Origin of the sequence: Erythrobacter aureus (genome assembly GCF_003355455.1) — a bacterium.
GTDB lineage: Bacteria > Pseudomonadota > Alphaproteobacteria > Sphingomonadales > Sphingomonadaceae > Qipengyuania > Qipengyuania aurea.
This window is the reverse complement of sequence record NZ_CP031357.1, coordinates 699,504-715,115: the sequence shown is the minus strand read 5'-3', so window position 1 is coordinate 715,115 and position 15,612 is coordinate 699,504. Positions and strand designations below refer to the sequence as shown.

General features: G+C 65.2%; 20 protein-coding genes. 10 read left to right on the top strand and 10 right to left on the bottom strand.

Translation table 11 applies throughout. The features are described 5' to 3' along the window. From DVR09_RS03600 to dksA, 3 genes are all read right to left on the bottom strand, one after another. A complete protein-coding gene (locus DVR09_RS03600) occupies nucleotides 1–1,461 on the bottom strand; it encodes an ABC transporter substrate-binding protein (protein ID WP_234041542.1) in 1,461 nt (486 codons plus the stop codon). 44 nt (nucleotides 1,462–1,505) lie between these two features. Further along, nucleotides 1,506–1,889, bottom strand: a complete 384-nt coding sequence (locus DVR09_RS03595) for a PilZ domain-containing protein (protein WP_234041541.1) — start codon at nucleotides 1,887–1,889, stop codon at nucleotides 1,506–1,508. Between the two features lie 96 nt (nucleotides 1,890–1,985). After that, entirely contained in the window at nucleotides 1,986–2,441 is a 456-nt protein-coding gene (gene dksA, locus DVR09_RS03590; RefSeq protein WP_115415716.1) for an RNA polymerase-binding protein DksA, read from the bottom strand. 290 nt (nucleotides 2,442–2,731) lie between these two features. On the opposite strand from dksA, the gene DVR09_RS03585 reads away from it, so the two are divergent. Continuing rightward, on the top strand, nucleotides 2,732–3,061 hold the full coding sequence (locus tag DVR09_RS03585; protein WP_115417767.1) for a sel1 repeat family protein: 330 nt from the start codon (nucleotides 2,732–2,734) through the stop codon (nucleotides 3,059–3,061). Here DVR09_RS03585 and DVR09_RS03580 read toward each other — a convergent pair. The 5 genes from DVR09_RS03580 to DVR09_RS17535 are packed head-to-tail and all read right to left on the bottom strand — an operon-like array spanning nucleotide 3,058 to nucleotide 6,250. Then, nucleotides 3,058–4,197 (bottom strand): GNAT family N-acetyltransferase, encoded by a 1,140-nt coding sequence (locus DVR09_RS03580; protein WP_115415715.1) that lies wholly within the window; start codon nucleotides 4,195–4,197, stop codon nucleotides 3,058–3,060. The two genes, DVR09_RS03585 and DVR09_RS03580, sit on opposite strands and share 4 nt — an antisense overlap. Beyond that, nucleotides 4,194–4,964 (bottom strand): glycerophosphodiester phosphodiesterase family protein, encoded by a 771-nt coding sequence (locus DVR09_RS03575; protein ID WP_115415714.1) that lies wholly within the window; start codon nucleotides 4,962–4,964, stop codon nucleotides 4,194–4,196. Before DVR09_RS03575 ends, DVR09_RS03580 begins: the two co-directional genes overlap by 4 nt. Then, nucleotides 4,939–5,394 carry a RidA family protein gene (locus DVR09_RS03570; protein WP_115415713.1) on the bottom strand — a complete coding sequence of 152 codons (456 nt, stop codon included), beginning with the start codon at nucleotides 5,392–5,394 and terminating at the stop codon, nucleotides 4,939–4,941. Before DVR09_RS03570 ends, DVR09_RS03575 begins: the two co-directional genes overlap by 26 nt. Further along, on the bottom strand, nucleotides 5,391–6,020 hold the full coding sequence (locus tag DVR09_RS03565) for an HAD family hydrolase (RefSeq protein ID WP_115415712.1): 630 nt from the start codon (nucleotides 6,018–6,020) through the stop codon (nucleotides 5,391–5,393). The genes DVR09_RS03570 and DVR09_RS03565 overlap by 4 nt, the downstream gene beginning before the upstream one ends. Next, entirely contained in the window at nucleotides 6,017–6,250 is a 234-nt protein-coding gene (locus tag DVR09_RS17535; protein WP_234041597.1) for a DUF3572 family protein, read from the bottom strand. The genes DVR09_RS03565 and DVR09_RS17535 overlap by 4 nt, the downstream gene beginning before the upstream one ends. Before the next feature lie 102 nt (nucleotides 6,251–6,352). On the opposite strand from DVR09_RS17535, the gene DVR09_RS03555 reads away from it, so the two are divergent. From DVR09_RS03555 to spt, 3 genes are all read left to right on the top strand, one after another. Beyond that, the gene (locus tag DVR09_RS03555) at nucleotides 6,353–6,721 is read left to right on the top strand and encodes a response regulator (protein ID WP_115415711.1); all 369 of its coding nucleotides are present in this window, start codon (nucleotides 6,353–6,355) and stop codon (nucleotides 6,719–6,721) included. Nucleotides 6,722–6,954: 233 nt separating this feature from the next. Continuing rightward, nucleotides 6,955–7,197: an acyl carrier protein gene (locus tag DVR09_RS03550; protein ID WP_115415710.1), complete on the top strand. Its 243-nt coding sequence runs from the start codon at nucleotides 6,955–6,957 to the stop codon at nucleotides 7,195–7,197. Then, on the top strand, nucleotides 7,197–8,447 hold the full coding sequence (spt, locus tag DVR09_RS03545) for a serine palmitoyltransferase (RefSeq protein WP_115415709.1): 1,251 nt from the start codon (nucleotides 7,197–7,199) through the stop codon (nucleotides 8,445–8,447). Before DVR09_RS03550 ends, spt begins: the two co-directional genes overlap by 1 nt. A 22-nt stretch (nucleotides 8,448–8,469) precedes the next feature. Here spt and DVR09_RS03540 read toward each other — a convergent pair whose 3' ends face one another. After that, nucleotides 8,470–9,120 carry a YqaA family protein gene (locus DVR09_RS03540; protein WP_115415708.1) on the bottom strand — a complete coding sequence of 217 codons (651 nt, stop codon included), beginning with the start codon at nucleotides 9,118–9,120 and terminating at the stop codon, nucleotides 8,470–8,472. A 247-nt stretch (nucleotides 9,121–9,367) separates the two neighbouring features. Here DVR09_RS03540 and DVR09_RS03535 point away from each other — a divergent pair, with 247 nt between their 5' ends. Together DVR09_RS03535 and DVR09_RS03530 are read left to right on the top strand one after the other, a co-directional pair. Next, entirely contained in the window at nucleotides 9,368–10,045 is a 678-nt protein-coding gene (locus DVR09_RS03535; protein ID WP_162814835.1) for a hypothetical protein, read from the top strand. After that, complete coding sequence (locus tag DVR09_RS03530; protein WP_115415706.1) at nucleotides 10,032–11,387, top strand: DNA-packaging protein; 1,356 nt, start codon at nucleotides 10,032–10,034, stop codon at nucleotides 11,385–11,387. Before DVR09_RS03535 ends, DVR09_RS03530 begins: the two co-directional genes overlap by 14 nt. Nucleotides 11,388–11,492: 105 nt before the next feature. On the opposite strand, the gene DVR09_RS03525 is transcribed toward DVR09_RS03530, so the two are convergent. After that, nucleotides 11,493–11,792, bottom strand: coding sequence for a GIY-YIG nuclease family protein (locus DVR09_RS03525; protein WP_115415705.1), 300 nt, complete (start codon nucleotides 11,790–11,792; stop codon nucleotides 11,493–11,495). A 135-nt stretch (nucleotides 11,793–11,927) separates the two neighbouring features. Between DVR09_RS03525 and DVR09_RS03520 the strand changes: the two genes are divergently transcribed. The 4 genes from DVR09_RS03520 (at nucleotide 11,928) to DVR09_RS03505 (ending at nucleotide 15,367) form a co-directional block, all read left to right on the top strand. Then, nucleotides 11,928–13,085 carry a phage portal protein gene (locus tag DVR09_RS03520; protein ID WP_115415704.1) on the top strand — a complete coding sequence of 386 codons (1,158 nt, stop codon included), beginning with the start codon at nucleotides 11,928–11,930 and terminating at the stop codon, nucleotides 13,083–13,085. Then, on the top strand, nucleotides 13,082–13,402 hold the full coding sequence (locus tag DVR09_RS03515; protein WP_115415703.1) for a DUF6127 family protein: 321 nt from the start codon (nucleotides 13,082–13,084) through the stop codon (nucleotides 13,400–13,402). The genes DVR09_RS03520 and DVR09_RS03515 overlap by 4 nt, the downstream gene beginning before the upstream one ends. Next, on the top strand, nucleotides 13,399–13,905 hold the full coding sequence (locus tag DVR09_RS17530) for an HK97 family phage prohead protease (protein WP_369692552.1): 507 nt from the start codon (nucleotides 13,399–13,401) through the stop codon (nucleotides 13,903–13,905). Before DVR09_RS03515 ends, DVR09_RS17530 begins: the two co-directional genes overlap by 4 nt. Nucleotides 13,906–14,224: 319 nt before the next feature. Continuing rightward, nucleotides 14,225–15,367, top strand: a complete 1,143-nt coding sequence (locus DVR09_RS03505) for a phage major capsid protein (protein ID WP_115415701.1) — start codon at nucleotides 14,225–14,227, stop codon at nucleotides 15,365–15,367. Nucleotides 15,368–15,612: the final 245 nt, after the last annotated feature.

Below are 15,612 nucleotides of genomic sequence, written 5' to 3'. Positions count from 1 at the left end.
CTAGATGGGGGCGCGGGAGAGCGGGAACAAGGGATGGATGTTCCACGGGTTTTCGCTGAAGGCGTCGATGTCCGCGCGTACCAGCGACCAGCGGATCGGCGCACCCAGCGGGATGTAAAGATTCGTTGCCAGAAGCGTGTTCTCCGCTTCGTGGAGATAGGAAGCCTCCTCGGTCCCGTCGCGGGCATCGAGCGCGAGCGAGACGAGGTAGTCCGCATCTTCGCTGCACTGCGCCTGCCGAATCCCGCAATTGAACTGGTTGAGGAACCAGCGCGGCGAGGCATAGCGCGCTACACGGTCGCGCAGGGCGAGATCGGCGGCCGACAGTGTTTCGACGCGCGTGGCGGACACGCCGATGGCAGCAAGGTCATCAGCCAGCCCTTCGAACAACAGGTCCGAGCCCGGACCGGGCGGCAGATGGATGGCCACCTGCGCTTCCTGCCCGCTTTGCGAACGCCACCGCGCAACCCGCTGGCTTGCCTCGCCGCGCCGCTGTTCCAGCGTAAGCGCAGCCCATCGCTCTTCGGGTGTTTCCTGCGCGCCGGACAGGGCGACGGGCACGATCCGGGTCGACGGAATCCAGCCGCCGATATTGAACGGCGCCATGAGATCGGTCCGGTCGATGGCCATGGCAAGCGCCTCGCGATTGGCGCTCGTGGCGAGAAAACCCCGAGGATTGTGGACATCGAGGCCAAGCAATCCAATGGCCGCATCCAGGCGAACATTTCCGCGCGACAGGGGGCCGGTGTTCGCCAGCGGCAAGTTCGCCAGCCGTCCCCCAAGCACGAGATCGAAATCGCCCTGCGAAAAGCCGTCGGCGGCCCGCTCCGCGTCGACAGCATGCAGCCGCACTTCGCGCACGATGTCTTCCCATCCGGGCTGTTCCGGCAATCCGCGTCGTTCCGGAGGCAGGGGCCTGAGCGCCATCACATCCCCGGCCGTAACGAGCGTCATCAGGCCAGCCCCGCCTTCGCCGAAACCGATTCCGAGTTCGGGTTGCGCCAAGAGCTGCAGAAAGTCGGGCATCGGACTGGTCAGCCGGATTTCGATGACACGACCGGTCATCGCGCGAATGTCCCGGATCTTGGCCAGATCGAAGCCGAGCGTCGTCCCATCGAGCTGACGCAGCCGACGCTGAAGGGCGTCGCGGACCACTTGCGCCGTCAGCCTTGTACCATCGCTTAGATCGAATTCGTTGATGCGGAAAATATAGCTCGCGCCGTCATCGGTCACGATCCACCGCTCGGCAACGCCGGGAACCACTTCCCCGCGCGAGTCGATCCGCACCAGACCGGGGGAAAGCGCCGCGCGCAGGTGCTGGCCCGCATGGCTCAGCCGCACACCCTCGGCCTGGAGCTCTTCGGGCTCGGCAATGAAAGCAACATCGATTATGCCATCGTCCTCGCCTGTACCGCAGGCGGCCAGACAGGCGGACAGGAAGGCGAGGAACCAAGGGCGCATGACTGCCGGTTAGCAGCCTGCGGGACCGACGTCAGCCGTACAGTTCAAAGATTACGAAGGCGTCGTTCTTCGGGAGAGAAGGCCGAAGCCACACCGACACCCGGCACGCCGGTTTGCGCTTCCCGCGTGGCTCCGACGGGTGCACGAACCACCTTGGGATCGATGTCGCTTTCGAAGGACACGCCGAAGCGCGCATCCTGTGCCCAGGCGACATTGCCTTTCACCATACCGACATTGCGCAGGTTGATCTTCAGCCGGTCTCCACGCGATACGGCGATACCGGCACCCTCGGCCATCAATCCGCCCGCGGAAAGATTGCGCACCTTGACCCGGATCGCCTCCGGCCGACCCTCGAAGGTCAGCTCGGCAAAGAGGAACAGGCTGTCGCGAGCAACATTGCGCGTCTCGACCGAAGACATGGCGTTCATCGCATCCTTGACGTATTCCGTTCAGGCCCGGCTCCGGGCGAGTCCCGGCGCCAAGCGACGTTAAGCGACAGACCTAAAAAATCCGTTATCGCGCGTTCAATCGTCGCGCGAGATCTTTTCCCTCCGTTCGTGGGCTTCCTGCGCCTCGACGGTCATCGTCGCGACCGGGCGGGCAATAAGCCGCCTGAGGCCGATCGGATCACCCGTCACCTCGCACCAGCCGTATTCGCCCTCGTCGATGCGCCGCAGCGCCGCGTCGATCTTGGAGATCAGCTTGCGCTGGCGGTCGCGCGTGCGCAGTTCGATCCCCCAATCGGTTTCCGAGGATGCGCGGTCGTTCAGATCGGGTTCGCGGATCGGACCGTCCTGCAGCGACTGCAACGTCTGCCCGGCGGCATCATGAATCGATTTTTTCCAGTCGAGCAGGAGGATACGAAAGTATTCCTGCTGCCGTTCGTTCATGTATTCTTCGTTTTCGTCGGGAACGTAGTCGTCGCCGATTGCGGCGCGCGCCTTGGCTAGTCTTTGCTTTTCGTTTGCCACAGAGGCCATTGAGGACCCTCTCATCCTGGTCGAATTGAGACATCGGACCACCGCCGTCCCGCAGGCCCGGATTTTCCCGGTGCCCCGTATGACCCGCTCGGCGCGAGCCTATAGGCAAGCGCCACCCACGGCACAAGCGTCAATCCGGTAAGCCGCGCAAATGCCCGCCGCCCGTGGCAGATATGCGTTTATTCGCTCGCGGATTAAGAAAGCGGAGCGTGTATTAACCTTTTATTGACCATACTTTGTGAACTTCTTGAACGTCCGGCGATGGATGCCGGTCCTTCAGGGGAATGACGATGCAGCTTACCGGTATCGAAGGGGGCAACGGCACGATCATCCAGGGCGAGGAAGCCGGGGCGCTGGTCGCCGAATGTCTCGCCGCATACGAATTGGGCAGTATCGACGCGCTCTACGACTTGGGCGTCGCATTTTCGACCGGAAGCCACGGCGCGGTCTGCGACCTCGTCGAAGCGCATAAATGGTTCAACATCGCCGCGTCGAAAGGGCATGAAGAAGCAAGCTGGTGCCGCGCCGACGTTTCGGATGAAATGACCGCGCGGGAAATAGCCGAAGCCCAGCGCCGTGCCCGCGAATGGTTGCTCGAAGGCGCTCGCAGAGTCGCCTAACCTTCTTTTCTGAACGGCCCGCGCGTCGCGAGATAGTTGCGATCCGCGGCCACTCCGGCCCGCTCGCGGTCGAGAAAATCGGCAACTGCCTCACGGAAGCCGACATTGGCGACCCAGTGCGCCGAAACCGTTTCCACCGGCTCATATCCGCGCGCCAGCTTATGTCCGCCCTGCGCGCCCGCCTCCACCCGCGACAGACCCAGTTCGATCGCCGCGTCGATCGCCTGATAGTAGCATAGCTCGAAATGCAGGAAGCGCACGTCGCGCGTGCACCCCCAATAGCGCCCGTATAGCGCTTCCCCACCAATGAAATTGAGCGCCCCGGCAATGGGTTCGCCATCCTGCAATGCCAGCACCAGCAGCAATGCCTCCCCCATCCGCTCGCCCAGCAGGTCGAAGGCCTCGCGCGTCAGGTAGGGCGTGCCCCATTTGCGCGCGCCGGTATCCTGGTAGAACTGCCAGAAGGCATCCCAATGCTCCGGGCGAATGCCGTTGCCGCGCAAACGGCGTATCTCTACACCGGCCTGCGCGGCGGCGCGCTCCTTGCGCAAATCCTTGCGTTTGCGCGAAGCCAGCGTGGCGAGGAAATCGTCGAAGCTTGCAAAGCCGCGATTGTGCCAGTGGAACTGGATGTCGCTGCGCAGCATCCACCCGGCCTGTTCGAACAGCGCTTGCTGGGCCGGTTCGATGAAGGTCGCATGCGCGGAGGAAAAGCCGTTTTGCACGCACAATTGCTCCGCCGCCGCCAGCAGCGGCGCGGCATAGGCCTGGTCAGACAATAGCAGGCGCGGCCCGGTGGCGGGCGTGAAAGGCACCGCGATCTGAAGCTTGGGGTAGTAATGACCCCCGGCCCGCTCGTAAGCGTCGGCCCAGCCATGGTCGAAAACAAATTCCCCCTGGCTGTGCCCCTTGAGATAGGCTGGCATGGCGGCAAGCAAAGGCCCGCCCTCCTCGCCGATCACCAGCGGGGTCGGCTGCCAGCCGGTCCCGGGTCCGACGCTGCCGGAATCTTCCAGCGCAGTCAGGAATTCGTGGCTGACGAAGGGATTGTCCGTGCCCGCAAGCGCGTTCCATTCGCCGCGGTCGAAGGCGCCGACCGACCCGCCGACGCGCGCGGCAAGGCCGCCATCGCTCACGCTACCCCGGCCCCTTCGACGATCGGGGCGTCGGCATGGACCCGCGCATGGTCGCGCAAGTCCGGTGTATCGACCGTCCAGGTGAGCACCGGCATGCCGCCAGCGCGTAGCGAGGAGACCATCGGATTGGGCAAGGCCGCGACGTGATAGGCGATGAATTCAGGCCGTGCGAACCACAATGCCAAATGCCGTTGCCAGGCCTTCTGCGTCATACCGTAATGGTCCTCGCGCATGACCAGGCCCTGCACTGTGTTCGGCGAATGCCTGCGAAACCAGCGCGAAACGCGCGGGTCGAAACTCATCACAGCGTGGCGCCCTTCATATCCGGCCAGCGCGTCGCGCACAGCGACGCAGCTCTCCTCGACATCGTAGCGACGACGCGATTTTATTTCCACGAGGATAGGCACCTTGCCATCCACCAGTTCCAGCAAATCGTCGAGCCGCGCCAGCATGTGTTCGCTGTCGAGATAGGCGATCCGCGCCAGCTCTTCGGCCGAATAACACGCGGTCGGGCCGGTCACGCCGGTAAGCCGGTCCAGCTCCCAGTCGTGCATGAGCATCGCCGCATGGTCGCGACTGCGCTGGATATCGCATTCCACGCCCATCCCGCCTTCGAGTGCGCCGGCGAAAGCCGCGAGCGAGTTTTCCGGAGCAAGCTCGTCATGCAGGCCGCGGTGCGCATAGGTCCATTCGCGCAGCCACCCAACCCGCGCAGGGTCGGGTGACGGTACGAGAAAGCGATCAAGCCTTGAGAGCAACGATCGCATCGACCTCGACCGCGGCATTGAGCGGGAGGACCGGCACGCCCACTGCGCTGCGCGCATGTTTCCCCGGATCGCCGAAAACCTCGACCATCAGGTCCGAGGCCCCATTGATGACCTTGGGCTGATCGAAGAAATCGGGGATCGACGCGACGAAACCGCCCAGCTTGACCATATGCGCCACGCGTTCGATCAGCCCTGCCGCTTCGAGCTGGGACAGGATCATCATACCGCAGGCCCGCGCGGCGGCGATACCCCGGTCGAGCGCCACGTCCTCGCCCAGCTTGCCGGTCACCAGCTTGCCGTCGATGAAGGGTAGCTGGCCCGACACATAGGCGGTGTGGCCATCGACCACCACGGGCTGATAGCTGGCAACAGGCGCAGCCGCCGGGGGCAGCGTGATGCCATGGGCACGAAGACGGTCGTGAATGCTCATGCGGTTTCCTTCTCGATTTCGCCCAGCAGCCACGGCAGCGCTTCGTCCCAGCGATCGATCCGTGCATCGGCATGACCCGATGTGTGCGCGCAATCGATATGCGGAGCGAGCAAAGGTTCGCCGCAGAGGTGGAGCGTGGTGATGGTGCCGACGGTCTCGCGCGCGGAGCGGTGATGCTGCGCCAGATCGTCGATGAAAATGGCTTTCGAGGGATTGTATTCCTCGAGGATCGCCTGGAGCGCTGGCCCCTTGGGTCCCTGATTGGTAAAGACCCGCGCATCGAGGCCGTGATCGAGCAATTGCGCACGGCGCATTTGCTGCCGCTTGTCGACGAGATTGGTGAGGATGACGACATCGGCGTGTTCGCGCAGCGCGGCCATCCCTTCGATGGCGCCCGAAATAGGCGTCTGGCGATGCATTTCGGTGTCGAAGAAACCGCCGAGCTTGGACCAGATTTCCTCGGGCGCGAGAACTTCGCCGCTATCCTGCCAGCGCAGCGCCTTGGAGAAATCATTGCCCTCCATCCGGAACTCCACGCCCTGCGTCTCGGCCAGCCAGTCGCGGAATGGCGAGACCATGTGCAGCAACACTTCGTCGCAATCGGAAATGATCAACGGACGGCTCATGCGGCAAGCTCCCGCGCAGCGGCGGCGAGCGCCTCGGGTGTAGTGTTAAGCGCATCGGCGGCCAGCACCAGGTCGGGCTCGTGATTGGCGAGAAATTCCAGCACTGCCGCCTGAACGCCGCGATCGCTCAACCCGTTCCTCAGCCGGTCGGGAGTGAGGCCGGTCAGCGACAGCAAGCGCTCGGCCCGCTTCTCGTCGGCCAGCGCCCAGCCGAGCGCTTCGAGCGCCAGCACCTCGGCGGTCCTCGTTTCCTGTCCGGATGGTTCGCGAATAATTGTCAGCGCTCCCGCTTTTCCATATGGCCCCTTCGAAACACGCGAAGGAGCCGCCAAGTGGCAAAGAGAATCCTCGTTGTCGAGGACAACGATCTCAACCGTAAGCTGTTCTGCGACGTGTTGAAGGCCAATGGCCATGAAGTGGTGCCCGTGGCCGACGGGCAGAACGTGCTTTCCACGGCGAAGCGATTCGCGCCCGATCTGGTTATCATGGACATCCAGTTGCCGAATATCAGCGGGATCGATCTGATTGCCCAGCTCAAGGCCGACAGCGCCTTGGCCGACGTCCCGGTACTGGCCGTTACCGCCTATGCCGGCAAGGGCGACGAGGAGCGGATCCGCGATGCGGGCGCGGCCGATTATCTGGCCAAGCCCGTTTCCATCGGGCCTTTCATGGCGGCGGTACGCGCCTTGGTGCCCGATTAGCGGGCGGCCATATCGGCAGCGAAGGCCTCCAGGGCGGCAGACGGGCCAGCTTCGCAGAGGCAAAATCACTTGTCCGCTTTCCCTCGTTCGAACAGAGGCTTGCCCGCTTTTGGCAGGGGCGTCACTGCCTGCTGCGCTTGACAAACGCCACCACAAGCCGCTTTGCCCCGGCAGCAAAATGCGCATCGTGCCCCCAGCGGGCCTGCGCCTCATAAGGATTGGATAGCCCCGCCATGGACCGAGCCCAAGTCGACGCAAAGATCCGCGAACTGGCCGCCCCCTTCAACAAGAAGGGCGTAACCATTACCGAAGCCACGACCTTCGCCAACGATCTGGAATTCGACAGCCTGACCGTCATGGATTTCGTTGCCGAAATCGAAGACGAATTCGACATCATCATCTCGATGAACCAGCAGGCCGAGATCGAGAATTACGGCCAGCTCGTGGATGCCGTAACCAAGCTCCAGGCCGACTGATGAGCGAGGGCATCATCCAACCGGACCAGCCGGAGACTATCGAAGGCGAAGGCAGGGATCTGTTCTCGAAGTTCGACGACATCATCGCTCTGCGCGAAGGGCTGCTCGCCAGCGGGCAGGAAGACCCCTTCAATCTCGTGATGGAAAAGGTCCTCTCGCCCACCCGTGCGATTTGCAACGGGCGCGACACGATCCTGCTTGGCACTTATAACTACATGGGCATGACCTTCGACCCCGACGTGGTCGAGGCTGGCAAGCAGGCCTTGGCCGATTTCGGCTCCGGGACCACGGGCAGCCGCGTTCTGAACGGCACGTATCAGGGCCACAAGGAAGTCGAGCAGGCGCTCATGGACTTCTACGGCATGGATCATGCGATGGTCTTCTCCACCGGCTACCAGGCCAATCTTGGGATCATCTCGACCATCGCCGGCAAGGGCGATTACATCGTCCTGGACATCGACAGCCACGCCAGCATCTGGGACGGATGCGCCATGGGCAATGCCGAGGTGGTGCCATTCAAGCATAACGATATCGAGGCGATGGAAAAACGCCTCAAGCGCATTCCCGAGGACGCGGGCAAGCTGGTCGTGCTCGAAGGCGTCTATTCGATGCTGGGCGATGTGGCGCCGCTCAAGGAAATGGTTGCCGTTGCCAAGAAATACGGCGCGATGGTGCTGGTCGACGAAGCGCATTCGATGGGCTTCATCGGCGAGAACGGGCGCGGCGTGGTGGAAACCGAAGGCGTCATGGAGGATGTCGATTTTATCATCGGCACCTTTTCCAAGAGCGTCGGAACGGTGGGCGGCTTCTGCGTTTCGAACCACCCCAAGTTCGAAATCATGCGGCTGGTATGCCGCCCCTATGTCTTCACCGCCTCGCTTCCGCCCTCCGTGGTCGCGACCGCCGAAACCAGCATCCGCAAGCTGATGCACGGGTCGAACAAGCGCGCGCATCTGTGGGAGAATTCGCGCAATCTGCACAAGGGGTTGAAGGACCTGGGCTTCACCCTCGGCACGGATGAGCCGCAAAGCGCGATCATCGCGGTGATCATGCCCGATCTCGAGAAGGGCGCGGCCATGTGGGAAGCGCTGATCAAGGGTGGGTTGTACGTCAATCTGGCCCGCCCACCGGCAACTCCGGCCAATATGACGCTGCTGCGCTGCTCGCTCTGCGCCGAACATAGCGAAGAGGAAGTCGGCGAGATCCTCTCGATCTTCGAGCAGGCCGGGAAGGAAGTCGGGATTATCTGACGCGGGGCGCGCCGCCTAGCGCCTAGCGCGCTTCGATCGGCGGCGGGGCGGCGCAGGGGCCGGTATCGCCCTCCTCGCTTCCGCCGAGCTGGGTGAGGATCACCACCCCGCCCACCACGAGAATCACGAACGCTGTCGTCACCGTGCCGAGATATTTGTCGATCACCCGTTTGATCGGCGCGCCGAACACGCGGAACAGTATCCCCACGGTCATGAAGATCAGCGCGCGGGCGAACAGGCTGGACAGCACGAAGGTGACGAGGTTCATCCCGACGAAGCCGGCGGTGATCGTCAGCAGCTTGAACGGTACCGGGGTCGCGCCCGCGATCAGGATCGCCTCGAAATCATATTCGCGCAAATGGCAGGCGGCGACGGGGAACGCCTCGGTCAGGCCGAGCGAGGAAATCAGCCACACGCCGACGCTGTCGTAGAGCCCCCAGCCGATCGCATAGCCGAGCAGCGCGCCCGCCACCGAGGCCAGCGTGGCGATCAGCGCGAACTTCACTGCTTTCTTCGGTTCGGCAAGGCACATCAGGCCGAGCAGCGGGTGCGGCGGAATCGGGAAGAACGAGGATTCGACGAAACAGAAAAAGGCCAGCCACCACACGGCATGCGGGTGCGCGGCTTTGTCCATCGTCCAATCGTACAGCCCGCGCAGCGGTTTCATGATCATTGTGGGGGTGATTCCTCGCGTCCCGGTGAGACATGCGGGATTAAGCGAGGCGAACCCTGTTGGCAACGCCTTCGAACTAACCTATTTGGTTATTTTCTCTTGACATCGTGACGCTATTTGGCTAGCAAAAGGGAACATCGGAAAAGTGCGATTCGAACGGCCCCGACCATGATCGGGCCTGGCGGGCGGTCCTTGCGGGGCCGCCCTTCGTCGTTTCGTGCCCAGTGCAAATGCGGAAGGGATCGACGTGCCGAGCAAACCAGCGACCGGGACACATCGCGAACCCGAATGGATGGCCCCTTTCCTCGCCGCCCTGCGGGCCGAGCCGAAGGTGCGCGCCGCCGCCCGCGCAGCCAAAGTGGCCCTGTCGACCGCCTATCACCGCCGCAGGATGGACCCGGACTTCGCTCGCGAATGGGACGAGGCACGCGGGATACCCATTGGCGAGGGGGCATCCGGCCGGGGCGGCACCCGCCGCATCGGCGCCAAGAAGATCGAACGCTTCCTCGAAACGCTGGCCGAAAGCTCCAATGTCCGCGCCGCGGCCGAAGCGGCGGGGATCGCGCCGCGCGCGGTCTATCGCCTGCGCCGCGACGACCCGGACTTCGCGCGGGCCTGGTATGCGGCGCTGGCCGAAGGATACGACAATCTGGAAATGGAGATGCTCGAACACCTGCGCGCGCAGGGGGCAGGCGAAATCACCCCTGCAAGCGCGCGCAAATTCGACACGGCGACCGCCCTGCGCTGCCTTGTCGCGCACCGCGAAAACGTGGCCCGCGAAAAGGGCCGCCGCGCGCTTGCCGACGAAGTGACGACCATCGCATCGATCAACGCCAAGATCGATGCCCTGCGCCAACGCGCCCGTGCCAACGACCGGACGATCCGCAAATCTCGCCGGAAGGCCGCGCGCGATGGCGAAGGCTAGATCCATTCCCTCGCGCGGGAACTGGCTGCGGCGCGACAGTCCGGAAGCCGAGGCCGATCGCGCGGAACTGGGCCGCCTGCTCACGGCCCACGAGCTTGCCGCGCTGGGAAGCTATTACTGGGAAGGCTGGGCACGCGATGCCCAGCTTCCGCCCGAGCAGCTATGGCGGACATGGCTGATCTGCGCCGGGCGCGGCTTCGGCAAGACCCGGGCGGGCGCCGAATGGGTGCGCGACGTCGCCCGCAACGATCCGGCCGCCCGCATCGCGCTGGTCGGCGCGAGCCTGACCGAAGTCCGCAACGTCATGGTCGAAGGCGATAGCGGCGTGCTGGCCGCCGCCCCCGGTGCGCTGGCCCCGTTATTCGAGCCGAGCCTGCGCAAGCTGACCTGGGAAAACGGGGCGACCGCCTGGCTCTATTCGGCGAACGAGCCCGAAGTGCTGCGCGGCCCCCAGCACAGCCATGCCTGGTGCGACGAGATCGCCAAATGGGACAGCGCGGGCGACCGCGCGCTGGCCGCGTGGAACAATCTGCAACTGACCATGCGGCTGGGCGAACGCCCCCGCGTGCTGGCCACCACCACGCCGCGCACCAATGCGCTGATGCGCCACATCCTTGCGCGGGTGCCAACGGGCGAAGTGGTGGTGGCGAGAGGCAAGACGACCGACAACAAGCATGTGCTACCCGGCGACTATCTCGCTTCGATGATCGAGCAGTTCGAAGGCAGCAGCTTCGGACGACAGGAACTGGCCGGCGAAATGGTCGACGCCGTGGAAGGCGCGCTGTGGAGCCGCGCGCTGCTGGAAAATTGCCGAGCAGGAAGCGAATTGCCCAGGCCGCTCCGCATCGTGGTGGCGGTCGATCCTCCGGTGTCGGCCAGGGGCGATGCCTGCGGGATCGTCGTCGCCATGCTGGGGGCGGACGGCGTGTCCTATGTCCGCGCGGATTGCTCGGTCGAGAAAGCGACTCCCGAACGGTGGGCGCGCGCGGTGTCGGATGCGGCTGCGGCATGGCAGGCCGACCGCGTGGTGGCCGAGGGCAATCAGGGCGGCCAGATGGTCGCCAGCGTGTTGCGCGCCGCCAATATCTCGGTGCCGCTGAAACTGGTCCATGCCAGCCGCGGCAAGGTGGCGCGAGCCGAGCCCGTCGCGGCGCTCTATGAAAGCGGGCGGGTGCGCCATGCCGGGCTCTTCGCGAAACTGGAGGATCAGCTCTGCGGCTTGATGGCAGGCGGCGGCTATGAAGGGCCGGGCCGATCGCCCGACCGCGCCGACGCGCTGGTCTGGGCGCTGAGCGAGTTGATGCTGGGCAAGAGCGCGAGGCCGAGGGTGCGGCGGATTTGAGGGAAAAAGCACCGGCCCCGGATCAAGTCCGGCGCGACGATGAAGATAGAGATGATACGAGAATTTCGTCGGCCCGGACTTGATCCGGGCCAGGGCTTCCCCCTTTCAAAGAATCACATCGTAAAGGTCGTCCCAATCCGGGTTGGCCTTCTCTATCAGCGCGAATTTCCATTCGCGGCGCCAGCGTTTCAGCCGTTTTTCATGCGCAATGCATTCGTCGATTTCACTGCCGCGTTCAGCCCAGACAAGCCGGGTAAGACCCCGGCGGGCGCAATAATCGGAGCCGGTGCCTTCGCGGTGCTGGGCGACCCTCGCGGCCAGCGAACTCGTCACGCCGACATAGAGCGCGCCGCGATAGCGATTGGCCATGATGTAGACCCAGCCGCCGAGTGGTTCGCGATCCATAACTGATTGAAAGACAAAGCACTGGCCCGGGTCAAGCCCGGGCCGACGAATAATCGAACAAGTCCTGCAACACGTCGCCCCGGACCCCGATCCGGGGCTGGTGCTTACTTGAAGACTTCCAAGCCGGAGACCCCCATGTCCTTCCTCACCAGTCTCGCTTCCGCCTTCAAGGGCGGGGGCGATGCCCGCGTGCCTGTGTCGCGCGGGTTCATCAGTCCCTGGGCGACCGCCTTCGATGGCGGGCCGTTGGGACGCGCGCCGTTCGATTACAGCCGCGAGGTGGCCGAGGCCTATCTTGCCAATCCGGTGGCGCAGCGGTCGGTCCGGATCGTGGCCGAGGGAGTCGGCGGCGCGCCGGTTTCCTGCGCCGACGCGCGGCTGGCGAAACTGCTCGCCTGTTCCTGCGGGTCGCAGCCGCTGCTCGAAGTGCTTGCCGCGCAATTGAGCCTGCATGGCAATGCCTATGTCCAGATCGTCAAGGACGGCGCGGGCGTGCCCATCGAGCTCTATCCGCTGCGGCCCGAGCGGGTGCAGGTGGTGGCGGGCGAGGATGGCTGGCCCACCGCCTTTCGCTACGTCCTCGCCGACCGCACGCTCACGATCCCGCTCGAGGATGAGGACGGGTGGCCGAACCTGGTCCACCTCAAGGGTTTCCACCCCACCGACGACCATTATGGCGCGGGCAGCCTCGCCGCCGCCGCGCCCGCCGTGGCGATCCACAATGCGGCGAGCGAATGGAACCGCGCGCTGCTCGCCAATGCCGCCCGCCCCAGCGGTGCATTGGTCTATGACGGCGGCGATGCGGGAGGCCTGACCGGCGACCAGTTCGACCGGCTCAAGGCCGAGCTTGCCAGCGCCTTTCAGGGCCACGGCAATGCGGGCCGTCCGATGCTGCTCGAAGGCGGGCTCGACTGGAAGGCGATGAGCCTCAGCCCCGCCGACATGGATTTCGCCACGCTGAAGGCCGCCGCCGCGCGCGACATCGCGCTCGCCTTCGGCGTGCCGCCCATGCTGCTCGGCCTGCCGGGCGACAACACCTATGCCAATTACCGCGAGGCCAACCGCGCGCTGTGGCGGCTCACCCTGTTGCCGCTGGCGGGCAAGATCCTGGCCGGGCTGCACGCAGCTTTGTCGGACTGGTTCGCCGATCCGCCCATCGTCGATCTCGACCGCGTTCCCGCGCTCGCCGAAGACCGCGAGAAGCTGTGGGCGCAGGTCAGCGGCGCCGATTTCCTGAGCGGCGCGGAAAAGCGCGCCATGCTCGGCCTCTCCCGATTGGAGACTTCGCAATGACCCGAGAAGACATGCTCGCGCGGCTGATCGCGCAGGCGAACCGCGCCGATACGTCCGGCGGCGTCGAGCTGATCACGCTGCGCGCCATTGTCGAGGAAGCGAGCGAGCTGGGCGCGGACCGCGTACTGGGCCGGCTCGGCCTCGCCGATCCTTCGGCGCAGGACGATTTGGACGAATTGCGCGAGCTTCTGTCGGCCTGGCGCGATGCCAAGGCCAGCGCATGGAAGGCGGCCATCGAGTGGCTGGTGCGCGGCGTTCTCGCGCTGCTGCTGGTCGGCATCGCGGTGCGGCTGGGTGTCGGGGAGATGCTGTCGTGAGCCGCGAACACGGGTCCCCCTCCCCTTCGGGATGGCCCAGGGGTGGGGGTCCGACCTCGCCTGCAAGCGCCGCACACCCACCCCCGGCCCCTCCCTCGAGGGAGGGGAGGCCGCTCCGCATAGCCGGCTATGCCGCGCTGTTCGACAAGGTGGACGGTGCGCGCGATACGATCCGCCCCGGCGCCTTCGCGCGCACCCTGGCGGAGCGCAGCGGCCCCTACCCGCTCTACTGGCAGCACCGGCCCGACCGGCGCATCGGCTGGGTCGAGACCGCGGGCGAGGATGCGCGCGGCCTCAGGATCATTGCCAGCATCGACAAGGCGCAAGGCCGCGCCGCCAGGTTGCTGCGGACAAGGGCGGTGAACGGCCTCAGCTTCGGCTACCGCGCAAGGGCCTATCGCCAGACGCCGCAGGGCCGGGAACTCGCCGAGATCGAGCTGTTCGAGGTCAGCGTGGTGACGCACCCGCTGCAGGACGGCGCAAGAGTGCATTATCTGTCTTAGCCTCAAGCGCCGGCGGCCGCGTCCGCGGCCTTAGGCTATCCTCGCTCACACGCCCTTCGGGCGCGTCGCTGCGGGCGGCCATGCAGGTGGCCTTTGGCCAGCTGCGTCTTCGACTTCGCTTCCGGCCTTGCCTCGCCTGCGGCTCGGAAGCTCTCGCCACCATAGAATCTCGCGCTGGACCCGGGCCGGAGGAGGCCCGGCAAGGCCACGCGGCCGCCCCGCAGCGGGTGCGGCTTGCCGCACGTATAGCGAGGATGAACCGACGGAGGTCGGTTCGAAAAACAAAAAATCCAAGCCCCGTGAAGAAAGAGGAATACCGATGGACACCACCACCCCCGCCCCCACCGATACCGCCGAAGCCAGCTTCGATATCGTCGCCCGCCAGGACAAGACCGAAGCCGATGTCGCCGCGCTGCGCTCCGACGTCGACGAGGTGAAGGCGCGCGTCGACAAGATCGGCCGCGTAGCTGCCCGCCCCGCGATCGGCACCGCCGACGAGAGCGCCCCCGAAGTGAAAGGCTTCGTCGACGGCTATCTGCGCCGTGGTTCGACCGCCGAGTTCAAGTCGATCACCGGAACCGTGCCCGCCGATGGCGGCTATGCCGTGCCGCGCCAGATCGACGCTTTGATTGCCCGCGCGCTTGTCGAGATCAGCCCGATCCGCGCCATCGCCCAGGTCGTGCAGACCGGCAGCGCGGGCTATCGCAAGCTCGTCACCACCGGCGGCACGGCCAGCGGCTGGGTCAGCGAGACCGCCGCGCGGCCCGAAACCGACACGCCCGAATTTGCCGAGATCGCGCCGCCCACGGGCGAGCTTTACGCCAACCCCGCCGCGAGCCAGGCGATGCTCGACGATGCCGGGTTCGACCTCGAAAACTGGCTCGCCAGCGAGATCGCGATGGAATTCGCCCGCGCCGAAGGGGCCGCCTTCATCGGCGGCAGCGGGATCGACCAGCCCGAAGGCTTCCTCAATGCGCCGGCGACGATGGCAGAGGACGCCGCGCGCCCCTTCGGCACGCTGCAATATCTCGCCTCGGGCGATGCGGGCGGGTTCGATGCCAACCCGGACGCAAAGCTGATCGACCTCATCCATACGCTCAAGGCGGGACACCGCCAGGGTGCGAGCTTCGTGATGAATTCGGCCACGCTCGCCGAAGTGCGCAAGCTGAAGAGTGCCGACGGTGCCTTCCTGTGGCAGCCGGGCCTGGTCGAAGGCCAGCCCGACCGCCTGCTCGGCTATCCCGTGGTCGAGGCCGAGGACATGCCCGATATCGCGGCGGGCACCTTCCCGATCGCCTTCGGCAATTTCCGCCACGGCTATCTGATCGCCGAACGCAGCGCCACGCAGGTGCTGCGCGATCCCTTCACCAACAAACCCTTCGTTCACTTCTACGCCACCAAGCGCGTCGGCGGACAGGTGCTGGATAGCAATGCGATCAAGCTGCTGAAGATCGAGCTGTAAGAGCTGGCAAGCAGGCCCGGTGTCCCCTGCCGGGCCTGTTTGTTTTTTGTTTTTCGAACCCGCCTCCGCGGGTTCGTCCTCGCTAGACGTGCGGCAAGCCGCACCCGCTGCGGGCGGGCTGTCGCCCTTGCCGGCCCTCCGCCGGGCCGGATCTGGCGCAAGCCAACTGACCGGCGAAAGTCTCCGAGCCAAAGGCGAGGCAAGTGCGACTGCGCGCCCGCAGCGACGCGCCCGAAGGGCGTGTG